Here is a 17,902-nt window from a genome sequence, read left to right on the forward strand (position 1 = left end):
AAACAATCTCTAGCAAAATTAGAAATAAGCTGGTAGTATCGGTTCTTGCGCATTGGGTTCCAATGAGCAGATAAGAACATCCTTCACCTCTCTTGAGAGAGGGTTGGAAACACTTTATATGAAAGGGCTAAATAGTACATTTAGACAAAAAAAACACCATGGTATAGAAGGAATAAGGGTAATGAACGAATCTACCAACCAATTCTATCTTGATCGGCAAAATCAAACCGAATCCAACGCACGCACCTATCCCCGCAAGTTCCCCATCGCAATCAAACAAGCAAAAGGCTCCTACCTTATCGATGTAGAGGGCAATAAATACCTCGATTTCCTCTGTGGTGCAGGCACTCTTGCCCTTGGACACAATGACGAAGAAGTCAATCAAGCAATGGTCGATCTTCTGACCAATGATTTCCCCCTCCATACCCTAGACCTCACGACTCCCGTGAAAGATGCATTTGTTCAGACCCTTTTTTCCCTTCTGCCCGAAGAACTCAGAACCAATGGAAAAATTCAGTTCTGCAGTCCCAGCGGCACCGATGCCGTCGATGCAGCAATTAAGCTGTGCAAGACAGCAACCGGACGAAGTAGTGTTATCGCCTTCAGCGGCGGCTACCACGGCATGGGTCATGGAGCTCTCGCCCTCACCGGCAACCTCAATGCAAAAAGCCAGGTTAATGGCCTGATGCCTGATGTTCATTTCTTCCCCTATCCCCATTCCTATCGCTGTCCCTTCGGCCTGGGTGGCGAGGCTGGTATCGATGCAGCTTGTGCAATCTTTGAGCGTACGCTCAAGGACCCTGAGAGCGGCATTACAAAACCCGCAGCAGTCATTCTGGAAACCATCCAGGGTGAAGGTGGTGTTATCCCTGCCCCGATTAAATTCCTGCAGACTGTACGCCGTGTAACCAAGGAACTGGAAATCCCGATGATCGTTGATGAAATTCAGTGTGGAATCGGTCGATCCGGAAAGTTCTTTGCTTTTGAATATGCCGATATCGTACCCGATGTCATTCTTGCCTCCAAAGCTATCGGTGGTTCACAGCCGATGAGTGTGGTTGTGTATCACAAGGACCTTGATGCTTGGCAGCCTGGTTCTCATGCAGGAACGTTCAGGGGCAACCAACTCGCCATGGCAGCAGGAACTGTTGTCATGCAACGGGTCAGCAAACCTGAGTTTTTGGCTGAAGTGATTGAAAAAGGCAAAATGATCGAAGACCACATGAAAAAACTGATGCAGGAAGTCTCCATTATTGGTGACATCCGCAGCAAAGGTCTGATGCTCGGTATCGAATTCATCGATCCCTATGGCCAGCCCGACCACCTCGGATCCTACCCCCAAAGCGGTGTTATTGCCGCCAAGGTACAGAAAGAGTGTTTCCTCAACCACCTTATTATGGAAAAAGGCGGAAGGTATGGCTCGGTCATGCGCTGCCTGTGCGCCCTCAACGTTACCAAGGATGATGTAAAGCTCATGCTCGATATTAGCGAGAAGGCGATCCGCAAGGTAGATGCAGATGTCAAAGCCCATCACTAAGCTGCCGTACTTTCTTGGTGCTGAGTCTGAAGCAAAAGAAGCCTATCGCACCATCATCGACCAGACAGTTGAGGCTATCACGAGTTCAGTAACCGACACCGGCGCCTATAAAGGTGCTGGTGTCGATGAGCTGCAAAGCCTCATGGGTCAGACAACCATCCTGCCACAAGCTGGGACTGGTTGGGATGCAGTGCTTGAGGAAGTGAAGAAAACCATTCTTCCCAACTTTCTTAGGACCTGGTCGACCAACTACATGGCCCACCTGCACAGCCCCGCCCTGCTTGAGTCAATTGCCAGCGAGCTCATTCTCAGTACCTTCAACCAATCGATGGATAGTTGGGACCAGTCTCCCATTGCCACCGAGGTGGAAGTTGCAGTGGTCAATGAGCTTTGCAAGCTCTACAATTTTGGAACCGATTCAGATGGAGTCTTTACTTCCGGGGGAAGCCAATCGAATCTCAGTGCCCTTACCTTGGCCCGTGATTGGTATTGCAATACTGTCCTCGGCCACGATGTAAAAAAGAAAGGCCTTCCCTCCTGCTACCAGAGGCTGAGGATCTACACCTCAGAAGTTTCACACTTCTCCATGGAGAAGAGTGCACACCTGCTGGGCCTCGGCTACGATGCAGTTCGCAAGGTTCCTGTGGATGCTCTTTGCAGAATGGATATGCATGCCCTAAAGACCATGCTTAGCGATGATTTAAAAGAGGGTCTTTTACCCTTCTGTATCGTTGCAACCATCGGGACGACCGACTATGGCTCTATCGACCCGGTAGCACAGCTGAGGGCCTTGTGTGATGCATACAACCTCTATTTGCATGCCGATGCAGCATACGGAAGCGGTGTCCAACTCTCCCAGACCTATCAGAGCCGTTTGGGCAACCTGGGTCTGTGTGACTCCATAACCGTGGACTTTCATAAAATGTTTCTGCTTCCCATCAGTTGTGGTGCATTGCTTATCAAAGACAAGTCTCAATTCGATGTATTTACGCTGCATGCCGATTACTTGAACCGCGAAGAGGATGAAGAGGACGGCTACACAAACCTGGTAGGCAAAAGCCTGCAGACAACCCGCCGCTTCGATGCCCTGAAGGTCTGGATGGCCTTCCAATGCAGGGGAAAGGACGGCTTTGCCTCCATCATCGACACCTGCATCGGGAATGCCGCCTATCTTGCACAAGCTATCCTTTCAGACAACCAGTTCGAGCTGGCCATTGCACCGGAGCTTTCCAGTGTGGTGTTCCGACTTAGTGGAAGCTGTGAGAAGAACAAGCAGGTCCGCAGGGAGCTGTTGCATCACCATCAGGTGGTGATCGGTCAGACGGTATATCAGGGACGGACGTATCTGAAGTTCACCCTGCTCAATCCGTTGGTTACCCACCAACATCTGGATGAACTGCTCTCTTTGATCAAGAAGCTGGGAAGCCAAGTACAGTAACAGGAAATTTCATCATGAGGGTCGAGGGCAGATGTCTTCGGCCCTTTTCTTTTACCAACGATACAAAGCAAGGTACAGCGTAAAGGTTGAAAGAATGCTTACCAGTGTTCCTACCAAGAAATACTCACAAAATGCTTGAGAGTCCGAGAGCTGTTTACTACGGGCCAACGTTTTCGCTGCAATGATCCATCCGATTACCCCATACTCGCCGACTACCAGAAGTGCAGTAAGGAGAAGCCTTTCAAGATATCCAATTACCTTACCCGCTCCTTGTATTCCGGAATTCTGCTGCAAGGGTCGATATTGATCAAATAGTTCCATGAACACAACCGAGACTGGCTTGGTCACACAAAGTATAAGAACGATGATTTTAAGCAAGTGCTCCCAATCGATAGGGAGGGAGATAGAACCTTGATACAGAAGAGAAACTCCATACAAAATCGCTATATGGCAGGTTTGGTCAAGTATAAAAAGCACCGCAGTTCGGTTGGTAACTTTTCGAAGCAAATATTTCAATGAATCAATACAGGCATGCGAGACAACCAATAAAACGAACATCAACCAGGGAGCAATAAATAGTAAGGGAACAAAAGCAATGGCATAGAGAATCGAATGTATCAGTACTTGTCCAAATTCGTGTTGTTTTTTCTGAGCAAGCTTGTCGGTTTGGAGATAGTAATCACCCAAAATGTGCATACCCAATATCATTATCATGGTTGTACTCATGAGTCTACTCCTCCTAGTACCGTCTGCAGTACTCGTTCAGTCTCTTTGCGTGTATCGAGAAAAGCAAACCAACCCATTGCCTGTACAGTAGTATTTACTTGTTGGGTACTAAGCTTCATCTCTTTGGCCACTTGGGTCTGAGAGACTCTCTCATACCCATGGCTTGACAGGTAATGCCTTGCAAGTTCCAGTTGTGTATTCTTCCACTTCGAGGCAACCTGATCCTGCAGGACCAGTACTTGATTGACCAACGTCTCCAGTTGCTCGTGACAATTCTCACCCATGCGTAAAGCCAAGGTGCGTGTATTGTAATAGTCATGGTCCTGAACTTGAGCCAACGCATACCGAGCATTCCAAAACGCAGGACCATCTGCAAGAATGCTCTGCTTTCGTTCAATAGCCGTTTCAATGCTCCCGAAACCGATACCCATACGTATACCATTTTGGCTGGACAACGCATATCTGATACGATCGCAAATTTCCAGAATGGGTGCATCCAAAAAAAATAGTCCTTGAAAGGCATCACCTGAATTAACCATGAGAAGGGCGGCCATATGTTCGGTATACCTGATGTTGAGGGAATTCATGGTTCCAAGCAACAACTCTTGGAGAGCTTTTCGGTCAGATGACTGCCTGGATTGTTTCAAATCTCCTACCAAAGCGTAGTATTGCATACCAGCAGTATAGCATAGTTTGCATAATAATCAACTATTTTATGTTTATATTTATATTTTCTATTATTTTTTGTTGATTTATATTATATCTACACTATTCTATTGATATTTGGATTACGCTCGCTTATGCACAAACATACCCAGTTTGCGATAGCTTGAAACAAAGTCCTCATGCACCACTTTCTTGGGATCGAAACGCAACAGCTTAAACGTAATCTGGATGCAAAAGCCGATAAGAACTGCACTGAGCAGCGTGCCCCACCCCAGTAAGCCACCCAAGAGAAAGCCCACGAAGGTAACCGTAACTTCCATAGCTGAACGGATGGTCCCTACCTTGTATTTGGTCTTGCGTGAGAGCAGAACCATCAAGCTGTCACGGGGACCGGCCCCGAATCCTGAGGAAATGTAGAAATAGGAAGCCAGGGAGATGACAAACAAGCCCACGATCAACTGTACGACGCCCAACACAGGATTGGATAGTTCTACAAATACGCCGCTGCCAAGCAGAAGATTCATGAACAGACCGACCACAACCATGTTGCAAACCGTTCCCAATCCCAAGGGTTCCCCAAAAAGCATCACTACGATACCGATTATGAGCCCAACTAAAATGGAGACGGTTCCGATCTGCACGCCCATCACCTTTGCAAGACCTGCATGGAATACTTCCCAAGGAGCATATCCGATATGGGCTTGCATGGTAAGCACAATACCCATCGCATACAGAAACAACCCAAAGAACAAGCGAAACAGTCGAATCACTACCGCCTTCATATGTCCGTCCTACCTTTGCGCTACCTTACCCAAAACAACGAATAAAAGATAGCTCAATCTACCAAAATCGTTGCAACCCCTCGGTTTGCACCACCCAACCCTCGCTAGGGAAACCGGGAGCTGGATGTTTGGAACCTTTCCAACCACCTGCCATCAGGGCAAGGGCCATCAGAAGAGAACCATTTCCCGGCAAATAGAGCGGAAGGTCTGCCTTCGGTAGTTGGGCGTTATGTCCGTTTGCGGTATAGGTATTCTTGGGAGAGTCCATCAGCAATAGGTCAACTGCATCCTCGCACCTACCCAGACGGGCCGCTGTCATTGCCATCAGCGGGAAGTCCCATCCCCAAAGTTCATTGAGCTTCCAATGCTTGAGGACCCTATCCAGTGAATTATTCATAATCTGAGCATCCACATCCCTACCATCCAACAAACCAAGGCTGAACAACAAGGAAGGATGGTCGTAAGCATACGCCCCATAGGTGTCGGGGCAGTTCTCCTGGGCAAGATACACGTCCCCGTCATGAGCAAGCGGTGAAATCTTTCCAATCACCTCCAGCCAATGTTCATCCACGCTGCTTCCCGCTTCCTCAAGCAGGCTGACCGCTTCCTGGAGCGCCCATCTCCAATAGGAAAGCTCGAAGGTTGGATTCAGCGTTTCCTCTGGCGTATGGTTCTCCTGTACCGGAATAACAGGAGGTCCGAGGACATACCGCTTATGCGTATCGTCCCACTGCAGGTAATCGATCATGAAGGTGGCAGTTGCTTCAATTACTTGCGTCCATTCTTTGAGAATGGCTGAGTTTGGATTGGTTTTCTTCAGTAAGGAGGCGTAGAAAATTGGATGAGGTTGTTGCCAGCAGAGCAGTGTCCCAATGGATGAGGGACTATCATTGCCGCTTTGATCGGTCATTTTCGGCCAACGCGCACCCTTGTACCCCTGAGAAGCTGCGCGATCGATGGCAAGGGGAAGAATATGTTTGTAGTACTGCAACGAACGCGCAAGCAAGACAGCCTGGCCGAACAAGGCAAAATGGGATGCATGCAACAGGTGCATCTCCAAATGGAACTTTCCATACCAGCTGTTGCACGTAAGACCTGTTTCAGGAGGAGGAGTCTCACCGCTGCATTGGATAGCCAGCAAGTATCGGGAAAGCAACATCCTGCGTTGCAGTTCATGGCTTCGGGGATCGGTGGAAAGCGAAAAATCGATGAAAGCGCCCTCAGACCAGAAGCGAGCCCAGTGGTTCGCACAGAGAGCCTTCGTCTCTGCAAACGAGCTGACTTTAGCCTTGTTTGCGTCCTGAACAAACAACAAACTTGCTTCCAGGACCAATGAAGAGGAACAAATACGAAACGTATGTTTTTGCTGCTCGGTCAGTACACACTCCTCATTGGTATACATACGCACCTCGTACCGAGAGCTGTCCATCGTGCGCTTGATGGTATGATAGCGACCTTGTTCCAAGGAAAGTACACTTTCGTGAGCATCAGGCTTTCCATAATCCGATGCGCTTATTGTATGCGATGCATAGGGAAAGCTGATCACCACCGAAAGTGTTCCATCGGCGATCAATGCTGATTCCACGCTGACCGATAGTTGGTCCTGCAAAGGATGACACAGCGTTTGCACCCTTACCACCTCACCCTTGTAGGTGAATATGCTGGTGATAAGGCCGCTATAGAGGTCAAGCTCCTGATCTATATGCGAAAGGGAGGAAATAAAGGTATTGTCATCCACACCCTTGGCTCTAAACGATATGCGCGCCAAGTTAAACCGATGTGGGTTGACCCTGAGGTCGTTGAACAGTTCTTCCTGTCCGGTTGAGTCGGTCATGTACCCCACAGAACGTCCATTACAATCGTACTGTCTGAGTCTGAGCAGGTCGTACCGCGCCTTCTCCTTGCCCGGGTAACAATGCATAGCCCACCCGCTCATCGTACACAGGGGAGTTTTCCCTTCCCGGTTGTCCAGGTATGACTGTAAGCCTGTACAGTCGACGGTGAAGGCGAAATTACCGTTTCCAACACTGACAAACGATCCGCTTTCATATGCCTGTATATGAGGATTATGTTCCTGAACCAATGCCCTTCGATCTAGCGGCATACCAAGCCTCCATCCTTTTCTTCCAACGTAACAAAGAAGGGTCGCTCATTGGGTGTCTTGTTAGGGCTATGGTAGGTCAAGTACAGGACTCCCTCAAAGGAACGGAAAATCATGCCATGCCCACCGTCACACTGGACAAGTGGCTGCTTCTGCTGTATCCAGGGCCCTTCCAGCCTACCCGATTCACTGCTGGCATACCCCATGGCATACCCGTTTTCTGAAACGGTGGACCAAAGCATCAGCAGGTTGCCACTCTTTGTGCGATAGAGAAAGGGACCGTCGGTAACCCGTGCATCGACGAGACCCGATCCATCCCGACGAGGCAACAGCTTCGGCCATACAGCAGAGGAAGCCTTGAAGAGAAGCTGAGGTTCCCCAATAGGTTGAGAAAGATCGGAGGAAAGTTGTATGGCGCAAATCTCTCCATCGTTGACCTGAACCCATTCATGGCAGAACACCATCCAACGCTGGCCTTGCTCATCCACGAAGAAGGTACCATCGAGACACTCCCAATCTAGCGGAGTCGCAGGCCTTTCAGAAACAGGCAGAAAGGGGCCCAAAGGAGAAGTAGAAACAAGTATCTGGGTTCCCCGACAATGCTTTTCTGCTTTAAAGGATGCAAACAGATAGTACTTTTCCTGATACTGATGTACTTCCGGTGCCCAGAAATTTTGCGTTCCCCAAAACCCTTCGACAGGAGAGAAAATGACAGTTGGACCTTCCCAATGCACCAAATCGGTGCTGGTATACGCCTCAAAACTCACCCCTTCTGATTTCCAAGGTTCTTTGTCCGTAGTTCCGTATAAATAATAACAATTTGACCGATCGTCAGCGAGAATGAACGGGTCGCGCATTTGAATGTCTTGCAGGTGCATTGCAGGTACTCCTTACTCAGAGCAAGTATACTCTACCTTCTACAAACTGCAAAGCTCGATTGCGTGCCCGTTCACGGAGCAACTACCACTTACTTAGTGTAGGTGATGGTATAACTCGCATACTTGGAGTGCTTGCTCCTCAAATCGTCCTTGGTTCCATAGGCAAGAATGAGGGGCAACTCACTCCCGTTTGCATACAGTGCTGAGGGAATGGAGAACTCCAGGGTGGTCTCATTGCCACTCTCTTTGACTATGCTCAGTTTCACAATTTTGTCTTTCGATGGGCTGTGGCTGTGGCCTCTGCCTGTTTCCTCACTGATGGTCTGGCTTGTCAAGGCATCGAAGCCCATCACCATATGAGAGAGGTGCATCCTCTTCGTTCCCAAGCCGACCGACACCCAGCCTTTGGCGGGGGCCCGCAGTGCGAAATAGAGCGTATTGCCATCATTGGATAGCGTATATCCGAGCTTCATGCCTTGCAATTCTTGGGTGTTGGAATATTCTTGGCTACCAAAAACACCATCAACTTTCGGATCAATGGGGGAGCTGCTGATAATCTGGGCTGTCAGCGGCAACGCTAAGGCTACTATAACCAGGGTGAGAATATATTTTTTCATAGTCAGCTACCTCGCTTCTTTCGGCCCGAGAGCCGATAGTTCAGATACGACAGGAGGGAATAGACCATCCAGGTGACCAGTATGGCCATCCCCCAAGGGTTGTAGGTAAAGTCAGAGGTTGAGGCAAGCAGCATATGCACCAAAACCAAAAGTCCCGTTGGAACCATCAGATTGTGCATAGCCCGAGCTTTCTGATGCGTAAGTCCGCTTTTTGCCATCACATTCGTCCGATAGGAAGCAAAGGCTGCTCGTTTGGTCAACACTGTGTTGGCAAACAACAGCAAGGCTGAGAGTATTCCTACAAAAAAGAGCACAAACGCAAGAAGTCCCACGACTGCTTGGCCAGAAGTGAGCGTAAAACCCACTGAAAGTTTGAGTAGTGCGTGTCCTACCCCCAAAGCCAACAGTAAAAGAGGTGCTGTACTATGGAGGGCCCTCACCTGCTTTGCTGAAAGTAAAGTAAGGAGGAATGCCGGTTGTGATGCCAAGTAGAACTGATTGCAAACCAAGACAAAGGCATAGACTCCAAAAACTATTGAAAGCGCATAGGCATCGTATCCTGACTGTGCTGAAACCAAGTAGAAGATCACAGGGATAAAGGGGGTAAGGAAAAATCCAAGATAGGTTAATCGTTGTCTCATGTGGTCCTCCCATAAAACTCTAGTATTTTTATAGGGTATAGGAGGCGTACTCTATCGTCAAGATTTCCAGGCCGGCATATTTGTATTTTTCTTGATTTTATTGCTTGCAATACGCTTAAGGCACTCTATCATAACGCTTTGACCGAACCAAACCACGTAGTTCATACGCACAAAGCGTATTGGCATCATCAGCAATGAGATGAAGGGAATACAACGGATGCTCAGGATCACGATACAAACCATCCCCCGCATTCTGGAGGTAGACTGTTCCGCCGTCCTGTGTCTTTACAATAAGGATGCGGTTGCGCATCTGAAGCATCAATGGTTGTCCTTCAGTACTGTAAAAGGTTATCGGAGAAAGCATAGGCACGGTGGGTAGCCACGGTCTGACATCCTGAAATCTGACTGTTAATTCCAAGGCAGCTGCACTGAGGACATCAACAATTTCCAATATATCGGGAAACTGCATATTCAGCAGCACGATGACCACCAAATCCTCGTCCTCAAAGAATCGCAAACAGGTCGCATATCCCGATCCCAAGTGTCCGGTATGCTCACTATATGCCCGGTCTTGCAGTGAACCGTGCATCCAACCAACGATGTTGGAAGGAGAACCGAATACTCCGGTTCTCAGTGCTTTTGCAAATGCGTGCAGGTCAGCAGCAGTTGAGGCAAGGTTGCCCGATCCATAAGCGTAGCTGAAGTGATACCCATCAAGCAACCTACCCTGGGAATACCCTTTTGCAAGCATAGGCGGTGCAAAACCATACAGGACGGTAGTTGAAGCCATACCGGACGGTTTCAGGATGTACTCTCTCAGATAGCTTTCATAGCTTTGGTGCGCGACCACCTCTACCAGTCGAGCCAGAACCTGATAGTTTGCATTACTGTACTGATATGCAAATCCAGGCGCGTTTTTTGTTGGTGCACGGCTAATGCCGGCGATCAAGGCTTCCAGGGGAATCTGTTCATAGGGAAAAATTTTGTGTTCGTCGGTGATGTCCCGAATGAGACCGGAACGATGCTCTATCAAATTTCGTATTGTCAGCTTTGGATTCGATGCAAATTCAGGCAGATACATAGCTACCGGGTCATCGATGTCGAGTCTGCCTTGTTCTTGAAGCAGGCCTATCGCCATCGCGGTAAACGGCTTTGTCAATGAGGCAAGCGGAAAGAGCGTATGCTCATCAATTACCTGCTTGCTCTGATGGTCTGCAAATCCAAAGCTCTGTTGGTATACGACCTCCCCTCTATCGGCTACCATGACGATTCCCGAGAGATTGACCAGCCGGTCAATTTGCTCAAGAACCTCATACTCTTGAGCCCAAGCTCCACTGCCGGCCGCCAAGCTGACAAGTATCAGAAGCAGAACCTTCACCTTCCCTCCTAGATTACGAAGTACCCTATTCCCTCATGGTCGTATTTCTTTTTCACCAATTCAAGGGCTTGCTCGATACGGGACAAGGTTTCATCCTCGCAGTACATGATCAGGATAAAGTTCTCTTCCGGCCAAACACCATCCCCAAGCTTGGGGATGGTGTTGCCCTTCCCATGGGCGGTGGGAATGATCGTGTAGTGCATGGGCACTTCATAATGGGAAAGAGCCTCCAGCACATCGTCAAGAATTGCCTGGGCTCCAATAATTTCCACCCTTCTCATCTCACACCTCCTGAAGGTAATTCTCTATTCGTTCCACATCCTTCTTCTGCTTGTCCTTGTTGAAGAGAGCATACAGAACCGGGGTGAAAAAGATTGTCATCAGCGTGCTGATAGCCATGCCTCCGATAATGGTCTGACCGATAGGCTGAATCTGTTCAGCTCCCTGACCTCCAAAGAAGGCAAGCGGAATCATACCAAAAATGGTCGTCAAACTGGTCATGAGAATCGGCTTGAGTCGGTTTCCACCCGCTTCAATACAGGCACTACGGATAGGAAGGCCTCGCTTTCTGAGCAGGTTGATGTATTCGATCAAAACAATACCGTTGTTGACCACAATACCGCTGAGAATGACAATACCGATTGCACTGATGAGGCTGAACGTCTCACCGGTTATCAGGTAAATTCCCACTACCCCCACCATCATCAACGGCATGGAGAGCAGGACGATGAACGGGTTCTTGAATGACTCGAAGAGGCTGGCCATTACCCCGAACACCAACACGATGGCAAGCACAAGAATCAGGCCGACTTGGCTGAACATGGCTGTCATATCGGCAAAGTCACCACCGTATTCAATGAATACCTCATCGGTGAGAGGCAGTTCCTTTGCAAGAAGGGCTTTGATATCGGCTTCAGCCTGACTTGCTGCATAGGATGGAGCAAGGCCGCCGATGACATGCACGGTTCTCATTTCATTCTCGCGATTGATCGCTACCGGGCCGGTCGACCGCTGGATTGTTGCAAGGTTGTCAAGACTGATTTTTTCACCGAAACTGTTGCGGATGAAAATCCGCTTGAGGTCCGGTTCGCTGGAGCGGTCAGCCTTATCCAACAGAACTACGACATCGGTGTCAGTTCCATTGTCCTTGAGTTGCGTTGCAGTGATACCGTTTACACTATTGCTGATCTCGCTGGCGATACTCTGCATCGTCAAGTTGTAGGCATAGGCACGTTCACGGTCGATTGTGATTCTCAGTTCAGGAAGGCCCTTGCTGAAGTCGGTACGAGCCTCGGTTACTCCGCTGAGGTTCGCAGCGATAAGGTCACGAATCTGGTCTGCAGTCTGTACCGCAAGTTCAAGATTGTCACTCTTTACTGCGACGTCGACCGGGTTGAGGTTTCCCAGTCCCATCGATACTTGACTGAATGAGAAACTGGCTGCCGGGTAGAGGTCAAAGTAGCGCCTCAGCTTCTCCTGCACGATCAGCATGGTGTCAGCGCCCTCTTCGTCGAGCAGGGAAATCTGCAGCGACCCGGCGTTTGTTCCACCGTTGCCGAACATGCCACCACCGCCTGCGGTGACCGTAATGTCCTTGTATCCCTTGATATCTTGTTCAGCCTTGTCCTGAAGATCCAGCAACAAACTCTCGGTAGTTGCGAGGGTGGTACCCTGAGGCAGGGTCACACTCAGGGAGACCGACGTCTCACTCATGGTTGGATACAGCGACTGATGCATTGCCTGATAGGCTTGGAAGGTTAACACCATAATCAGGACAACCAACACAAGCGTAAGCCACTTGTAGTCGAGCAAGAGTGCTAGCGTACGTTTGTAGCCACGGTCGAGAGCTTCAAAGGCTGCTTCGGCCTTGTCGTCGATGTATCTGAGAAGACGCAGTTTCAACGGCTTCTGCTTGCGTGTATACAGCTTAACGTAGGAGCTGGTCAGCACCGGAATAAGGGTGACGGCCACTACCAAGGAGGCTAACAAACTGATAATGATCGTCGCCGCCATCGGAGTAAGGATTTCTCCAAGCATCTCCAAATTACTGCGCAGCAGTACCATCGGCACGAATACGCAAACAGTAGTCAGAATGGAGGCGGTAATGGAGACGATCATCTCCTTGGTGCCAAGGATTGCTGCCGCATGGAGTTTTGCACCACGCTCTCGGTAGCGGAAAATGTTCTCCAGAATTACGATCGATCCGTCAACGGTCATACCCAGCCCCAATATCAGGCCGGTAAGGGTCATGAGGTTCAACGTATAGCCCATAAAGAACATGACCAGTACGGTGAGCAGCATGGATACCGGTATTGAAATGCCGATGATCAAGGTAGACTTTATACTCCTCAAAAAAATGAAGAGCACCACCATAACCAACACAACACCATACAGCAGGGATTCATAGACGGTGTTGATTGTCGATTCTACCATCTCGGTGGTATCGACAATAACCTCAAGGCTCATCCCTTTGGGCAACTCCTTGTTAAGATCTTCAATGACTTCCTTGACTCGTTTGGCTACTTGTACACTGTTGGCATCCGATTCCTTGTTTATTGAGAGGTATACCCCGCTCTCCCCGTTGATGTAGACCTGGCTGGTAGCATCACGATAAGCGTACGAAACCGTAGCGACATCCTTAAGCCGTACAACATTGGAACCGATGATTGTGCCCTTTGCATCGTATTTGGGATACGAAACTACCATAGCATCCTCAATTTCTTCTATGGAAGAGAACTGTGCATCAGTACGAAGCAAATAAGAGAGGTCGCCTTCAATCAGGGTTCCTGCTCCAATTTGGTAGTTCTGGGGATTGAGGGTATAAGCAACTTGGGAAAGAGTCAGGCCATAGGCTTCCAATCGGTTCTGATCGATGGCAACCTGCACGAAGGCATCCTGTCCTCCATTGATCGAGGTGGAAGAGACTCCCGCCACCCGTTCAAGACGGCTTTGCACCATGTCTTCAAGGACTGCACGCAGTTCATTGGCATCCTGACCGTTGCTTCCCCTGAGGGCGATATTCATGATCGGCATCATGTTTGTATTCAGCTTGAAGATGGTAGGTTTAGTTGCATCTTCAGGGAATACATCCGTATACAGGCTGATATTGTCGTTTATCGACTGACTTGCCTTATCCAAATCAGTGCCATAGGCAAATTCCAGCATCACCATCGAAAGTCCTTCGGAGGAGGTGGAGCTGACTTGCTTTATCCCCCCAACATTGGAGACGGCACTCTCGATGAGTTTGGTGACCCTGCTTTCCATGGTTTCAGGACTTGCTCCCCGATACGAGGAGTACACAATGACCATGGGAAGGTCCATTTCAGGAAAAAGCTCGACCGACAAGTTGGGATACACCACCAAAGCAAGCACCGTCAACAAAATGTATATGATGATAATGGTAGTGGGACGGCGAACAACGGTATTGGTTAGACTCATGCTTGCATTCCTTACTGCAGGATACGCACTAGCGTACCCTCGGTCATCAGGCTCTGCCCTTGTACGATCAATGTATCCCCTACGACAAGACCAGTTGTAATCTGCACCTTGTCATCGACTTGCATGCCAACCTCTACATTCTTTTTCTGAGCGAGGCCGTTTGAGTCGACGGTATATACATAGGCTTGGTTGCCAAGGTACAGCAAGGAGGAACGAGGGATGGCAAGAACCTGTTCAAGGCGCTCGGTAAAGAGGACTACCGAGGGGAACATGCCACTTTTCACCTTGCCTTCGGGATCCTGCAACTTCAAGGCAATTTCCAAGGTTCTGGTAGCAGGATTGAGGACAGGGCTGAGCCGTATCACCTCTGCTTGGAATACCTGATCGTCAAATGCCTTAAAGGAAAGCTCGGCTTTCGTCCCGATGCCCACCGTTCCAATGTGCCGCTCGGCAATATCCAACACAACTTCCAAATCCTCAAGCAGTCCAATACGGGCAATAGGAGCTTGCATGGAGACGTTCGAGCCTTGGACGAACGGCAACAACAGGATGGTTCCTGCAACCGGAGCCTTTATTACACTTTGCTTGTACGTAACACCGGCCCGGGAGGGGTCGACGGTTCCAAGAACCTGATCCTTCTCCACCCGCTGTCCGAGTGAAACAGAAAGCGTGGTAAGCGTTCCGTTGACTTCGCTGTATACATCAATGGAGGAAGGGTCGACGACGTTGCCGTTACCTACAATGGTATTCTGAAGGTCAACGAGCTGTACATCCATAACCCGGACACTCACTTCAACAGGGCCCTCATCAGTTGTGGCCACTACCGTTGCCTTATTATTCTTCAGGTACTGAAAGGGATTTATCACCACCAAAGCGGTGGCAAGGATGATAAGAACAATAAGGACGATCAGTCCTGCAATATGCTTTTTGGAATGGTGCTGCTTCATACTTAGATCAACTCCTTCGTGCGATACTCATGTTGGATATTCAAATCATAAATAAGGTCTATCAGGGAGGAAACGTATTGGAACTGGAGGGAGAGTACCTGCTGGCGGGCTCCCAAGAGGTTGTTCTGAGCTTCCTCAAGTGCAACAGAGCCGATATACCCACTTTCATACTGTATATGGTTCATGATGTAGACTTTCTCGGTAAGCTCTAAACTTTGTTGGGCCAGTTGTGCCTGACTTGAGAGCATGTTCAAATTCTGTACCTTCCCCACTACACTCACCTCAAGCTGCTTTACTGCCTGTTGACGCTGAAGCGCCAGCTTTTGCAAAGAATCGTCGAGCTTGGCAAGCCCAACCTTGGTACGGGAATTCGGTATGAACCCATCCAGGGGGATGCTAAGAGCAATCGTATACATACTGGAATCACTGAAATCACTTACCGGATTCATCTCATTCCACAAAGACATTTCATAAGTGCCTTTTATCATTATTGTAGGAAGCAGTGCCTGCTGACTGTTCAAGTCTATTGTAGTCCTCAGCTGAGCCATATTCAAATCAAGCAAGGCTATCGAATAACTCTTTTGGAGGTACTCTTTCAAATCCTGCACCTCAAGCTCTTTTATCAAGGCCGGGATTTCACCCTCTACCGAAAGTTCTTCATCGAGCTCCATACCCAGCATTGCTTTCAAGGAGAGAAGGTTCGAAGCATATTGATTTGTTGCCTGTTGCAGGGAGGGCTTCAGCCTTTCACTTGCGAGCTGGCTGGTAAGAACCTCAAGCTCCGAAGCAAAGCCTTGTTCATACTTGAGTGTCACTTCTTCATATTGCTTCTGGGCAAGTTCAAGATTTGCCTGCTGTACAGCTATATTCTGCTCTTCCATCACTAGATAGTAGAACAGCTTTGTGATGGTACGCTCCACCTCGGCCTTTGCCTGCTCATAGCTGACCTGTTGAATCTGATACCCAATCTGATAGGAATCCATCTGGCTTTTCACTGCTGGATTAAGGGTAAGAGTTGCAGAAAGGCTGAATCCAAGCCCTGTATTTATGGCAGAAGACCCTGGTGAAGCTTTGAATACAGGAGTAGTCCCCGCATTGGAAAGAGAAAGGGAAAGGGAGGGAATAAACAGATTCCATGATGTATCGACATCACGCTTGGCTGCATTCACATCGATGGACGTGCTGGCAAGCGAGAGATTGTTGGCGCGCCCCATTTGCATGGCTTCTTCCAATGTAATGGCAGATAATGCAGAGAGGGGGAATAAGAGAAGCAGCAACAAAGTTGCCCGTATCAGTAGTTTCTTGGACATAGATAATTCCTTTCAGTGGGAAACAAGCAAACAATACTCATGTCAAGAAAAAACGGCAACTGATAGGGCAGGAAATTGTAATAAAAATCAGAACTCTTGTAAGACCTTTCCTCATTCGCAGAGGTGAAATACTACTGAACGACCTTTAGTGTTGGTTTTCTTACTATCCATCTTTGCCTTGTACATGCTCATATCCAGATGGTGCAAAAATGCATCGAGGTCGGCATATTCTTTCAATTTCAAGGGTGCACACCCTGCGCTTATCGTAATGGAATCAGGAAAAATACCATTGGAATTTGAAGCAGAAAGCTTTTGCTCAAGCCGCTCATACATGGTAAGAATCTCCAGTTTGGGCAACTCGACAGTAAGCAATGCAAACTCATCACCTCCATACCGGCTGACAACAGTCTGGGGAGGTGCAATTTGTTCTAATATACGAGCAACAAGAATCAGGGCCTCATCGCCTTTGGCATGACCGTAGGTATCATTGATAAACTTGAACCCATCGATATCCAAAAGAACAGCCCATTGTGGGTTCACCGCCCTCTTTTTGGCAAAAGCAAGGGTAGCCATTTTCTGGAAGTACCGCCTGTTGAACAACCCTGTGAGGTAATCGCGATTAACCTGACTGGCTTCAACATTGAAGAAAAGAATCAACAGCGAAATGGTAAGGCTTACCCAAAGTATCTCTACACCAAAAAATGCAATTTGCAATACACCGGCAATGGCTACCGGAAAGGGGAATACCAACAAGGTATTAAAAATTTTGCGTTGCAATTGGCTGTGGTGAGTAATCAAATACAGCGGACCGGCGAGTAAATAGGAGTAGTTGAATACAACCAATAAGGCGAAATACGGCCCTCTGCTATACACCGACTGTTCATTGACCTGGAATAACCAGCCCGTGAGGGGACTTGCAATTGAGAGCACTGCATTGGCAAGCCAAGGCAGCAGGAGCAGAAGTATAAACTTTCTACTACAACGCTTTCCTATTACTTGTTGTATATAGAGAAAATAAAATATTCCCGGTACTGGATTGAGCACATAGAACAGAAGGGAAATACCTGTTACTACCGGAGCAAGAAAAGCTCTGGGATAGACAATCCCCAGCACATCGATGGCTAGCTCGAGTGCCAATAAGGCGAAGTTGGTGGCACACAGAGCAAGGAACATACGTCCTTCAGTATCCAACTTGCCTTGCTGTTTGAAAAAGAAATAGACCAACACAAGGAGTACTATCATGCCAAGGATATTATTCTGAAGGTAATAGACTATCAGAGGGGGCCTCCTTTGCTGCACTTGTACGTGTTGATATGCTCTCTTTTCTTCATAGAGTACTGCACCATGGCCTGCAAGTCTACAATTGATGGAATACTCTGCCGGTAATTGCTTATGTATAGAAAAGGTTTGTACTCTTTTACTAGAAATAAACGGGCAAGAAAC

Annotated in this window: 15 protein-coding genes; 2 read left to right on the forward strand and 13 right to left on the reverse strand. The window is 48.4% G+C overall.

Going from position 1 to position 17,902, the window contains the following annotated elements; translation table 11 throughout:
* Positions 1-181: 181 nt before the first annotated feature.
* Both SPIBUDDY_RS08005 and SPIBUDDY_RS08010 read left to right on the forward strand, forming a co-directional pair.
* Positions 182-1,537, forward strand: coding sequence for a diaminobutyrate--2-oxoglutarate transaminase family protein (locus SPIBUDDY_RS08005; RefSeq protein WP_013607246.1), 1,356 nt, complete (start codon positions 182-184; stop codon positions 1,535-1,537).
* Positions 1,518-2,975 carry a pyridoxal phosphate-dependent decarboxylase family protein gene (locus tag SPIBUDDY_RS08010; protein ID WP_013607247.1) on the forward strand — a complete coding sequence of 486 codons (1,458 nt, stop codon included), beginning with the start codon at positions 1,518-1,520 and terminating at the stop codon, positions 2,973-2,975. Before SPIBUDDY_RS08005 ends, SPIBUDDY_RS08010 begins: the two co-directional genes overlap by 20 nt.
* A gap of 51 nt (positions 2,976-3,026) precedes the next feature.
* On the opposite strand, the gene SPIBUDDY_RS08015 is transcribed toward SPIBUDDY_RS08010, so the two are convergent.
* From SPIBUDDY_RS08015 to SPIBUDDY_RS08075, 13 genes are all read right to left on the reverse strand, one after another.
* On the reverse strand, positions 3,027-3,701 hold the full coding sequence (locus SPIBUDDY_RS08015) for a DUF3307 domain-containing protein (RefSeq protein WP_013607248.1): 675 nt from the start codon (positions 3,699-3,701) through the stop codon (positions 3,027-3,029).
* On the reverse strand, positions 3,698-4,375 hold the full coding sequence (locus SPIBUDDY_RS08020; protein WP_013607249.1) for a SatD family protein: 678 nt from the start codon (positions 4,373-4,375) through the stop codon (positions 3,698-3,700). The genes SPIBUDDY_RS08015 and SPIBUDDY_RS08020 overlap by 4 nt, the downstream gene beginning before the upstream one ends.
* Before the next feature lie 114 nt (positions 4,376-4,489).
* Positions 4,490-5,149: a YczE/YyaS/YitT family protein gene (locus tag SPIBUDDY_RS08025; protein ID WP_013607250.1), complete on the reverse strand. Its 660-nt coding sequence runs from the start codon at positions 5,147-5,149 to the stop codon at positions 4,490-4,492.
* 58 nt (positions 5,150-5,207) lie between these two features.
* Positions 5,208-7,253 carry a hypothetical protein gene (locus SPIBUDDY_RS08030; RefSeq protein WP_013607251.1) on the reverse strand — a complete coding sequence of 682 codons (2,046 nt, stop codon included), beginning with the start codon at positions 7,251-7,253 and terminating at the stop codon, positions 5,208-5,210.
* Positions 7,244-8,128, reverse strand: coding sequence for a glycoside hydrolase family 43 protein (locus tag SPIBUDDY_RS08035; RefSeq protein WP_013607252.1), 885 nt, complete (start codon positions 8,126-8,128; stop codon positions 7,244-7,246). The genes SPIBUDDY_RS08030 and SPIBUDDY_RS08035 overlap by 10 nt, the downstream gene beginning before the upstream one ends.
* Before the next feature lie 89 nt (positions 8,129-8,217).
* The gene (locus SPIBUDDY_RS15680) at positions 8,218-8,745 is read right to left on the reverse strand and encodes a DOMON domain-containing protein (protein ID WP_013607253.1); all 528 of its coding nucleotides are present in this window, start codon (positions 8,743-8,745) and stop codon (positions 8,218-8,220) included.
* Positions 8,746-8,747: 2 nt separating this feature from the next.
* A complete protein-coding gene (locus SPIBUDDY_RS08045) occupies positions 8,748-9,386 on the reverse strand; it encodes a hypothetical protein (RefSeq protein WP_013607254.1) in 639 nt (212 codons plus the stop codon).
* Between the two features lie 115 nt (positions 9,387-9,501).
* Entirely contained in the window at positions 9,502-10,764 is a 1,263-nt protein-coding gene (locus SPIBUDDY_RS08050; protein ID WP_013607255.1) for a serine hydrolase domain-containing protein, read from the reverse strand.
* Positions 10,765-10,772: 8 nt separating this feature from the next.
* The gene (locus SPIBUDDY_RS08055) at positions 10,773-11,045 is read right to left on the reverse strand and encodes a PG0541 family transporter-associated protein (protein WP_013607256.1); all 273 of its coding nucleotides are present in this window, start codon (positions 11,043-11,045) and stop codon (positions 10,773-10,775) included.
* A 1-nt stretch (position 11,046) separates the two neighbouring features.
* Positions 11,047-14,202, reverse strand: coding sequence for an efflux RND transporter permease subunit (locus SPIBUDDY_RS08060; RefSeq protein ID WP_013607257.1), 3,156 nt, complete (start codon positions 14,200-14,202; stop codon positions 11,047-11,049).
* Between the two features lie 11 nt (positions 14,203-14,213).
* Entirely contained in the window at positions 14,214-15,149 is a 936-nt protein-coding gene (locus SPIBUDDY_RS08065) for an efflux RND transporter periplasmic adaptor subunit (protein WP_013607258.1), read from the reverse strand.
* Positions 15,150-15,151: 2 nt separating this feature from the next.
* On the reverse strand, positions 15,152-16,459 hold the full coding sequence (locus SPIBUDDY_RS08070) for a TolC family protein (protein WP_013607259.1): 1,308 nt from the start codon (positions 16,457-16,459) through the stop codon (positions 15,152-15,154).
* A 111-nt stretch (positions 16,460-16,570) separates the two neighbouring features.
* Complete coding sequence (locus SPIBUDDY_RS08075) at positions 16,571-17,701, reverse strand: GGDEF domain-containing protein (RefSeq protein ID WP_172634191.1); 1,131 nt, start codon at positions 17,699-17,701, stop codon at positions 16,571-16,573.
* Positions 17,702-17,902 lie beyond the last annotated feature (201 nt).

The organism is Sphaerochaeta globosa str. Buddy (assembly GCF_000190435.1).
GTDB classification, from domain to species: Bacteria; Spirochaetota; Spirochaetia; order Sphaerochaetales; family Sphaerochaetaceae; genus Sphaerochaeta; species Sphaerochaeta globosa.

Coding starts and splice junctions, on each gene's coding strand:
- SPIBUDDY_RS08065 (WP_013607258.1), bottom strand. CDS start 15,149: ATGAAGCAGCACCATTCCAAAAAGCATATTGCAGGACTGATCGTCCTT.
- SPIBUDDY_RS08010 (WP_013607247.1), top strand. CDS start 1,518: ATGTCAAAGCCCATCACTAAGCTGCCGTACTTTCTTGGTGCTGAGTCT.
- SPIBUDDY_RS08025 (WP_013607250.1), bottom strand. CDS start 5,149: ATGAAGGCGGTAGTGATTCGACTGTTTCGCTTGTTCTTTGGGTTGTTT.
- SPIBUDDY_RS08020 (WP_013607249.1), bottom strand. CDS start 4,375: ATGCAATACTACGCTTTGGTAGGAGATTTGAAACAATCCAGGCAGTCA.
- SPIBUDDY_RS08005 (WP_013607246.1), top strand. CDS start 182: ATGAACGAATCTACCAACCAATTCTATCTTGATCGGCAAAATCAAACC.
- SPIBUDDY_RS08060 (WP_013607257.1), bottom strand. CDS start 14,202: ATGAGTCTAACCAATACCGTTGTTCGCCGTCCCACTACCATTATCATC.
- SPIBUDDY_RS08070 (WP_013607259.1), bottom strand. CDS start 16,459: ATGTCCAAGAAACTACTGATACGGGCAACTTTGTTGCTGCTTCTCTTA.
- SPIBUDDY_RS08015 (WP_013607248.1), bottom strand. CDS start 3,701: ATGAGTACAACCATGATAATGATATTGGGTATGCACATTTTGGGTGAT.
- SPIBUDDY_RS08075 (WP_172634191.1), bottom strand. CDS start 17,701: ATGATAGTACTCCTTGTGTTGGTCTATTTCTTTTTCAAACAGCAAGGC.
- SPIBUDDY_RS08045 (WP_013607254.1), bottom strand. CDS start 9,386: ATGAGACAACGATTAACCTATCTTGGATTTTTCCTTACCCCCTTTATC.
- SPIBUDDY_RS15680 (WP_013607253.1), bottom strand. CDS start 8,745: ATGAAAAAATATATTCTCACCCTGGTTATAGTAGCCTTAGCGTTGCCG.
- SPIBUDDY_RS08055 (WP_013607256.1), bottom strand. CDS start 11,045: ATGAGAAGGGTGGAAATTATTGGAGCCCAGGCAATTCTTGACGATGTG.
- SPIBUDDY_RS08035 (WP_013607252.1), bottom strand. CDS start 8,128: ATGCACCTGCAAGACATTCAAATGCGCGACCCGTTCATTCTCGCTGAC.
- SPIBUDDY_RS08030 (WP_013607251.1), bottom strand. CDS start 7,253: ATGCCGCTAGATCGAAGGGCATTGGTTCAGGAACATAATCCTCATATA.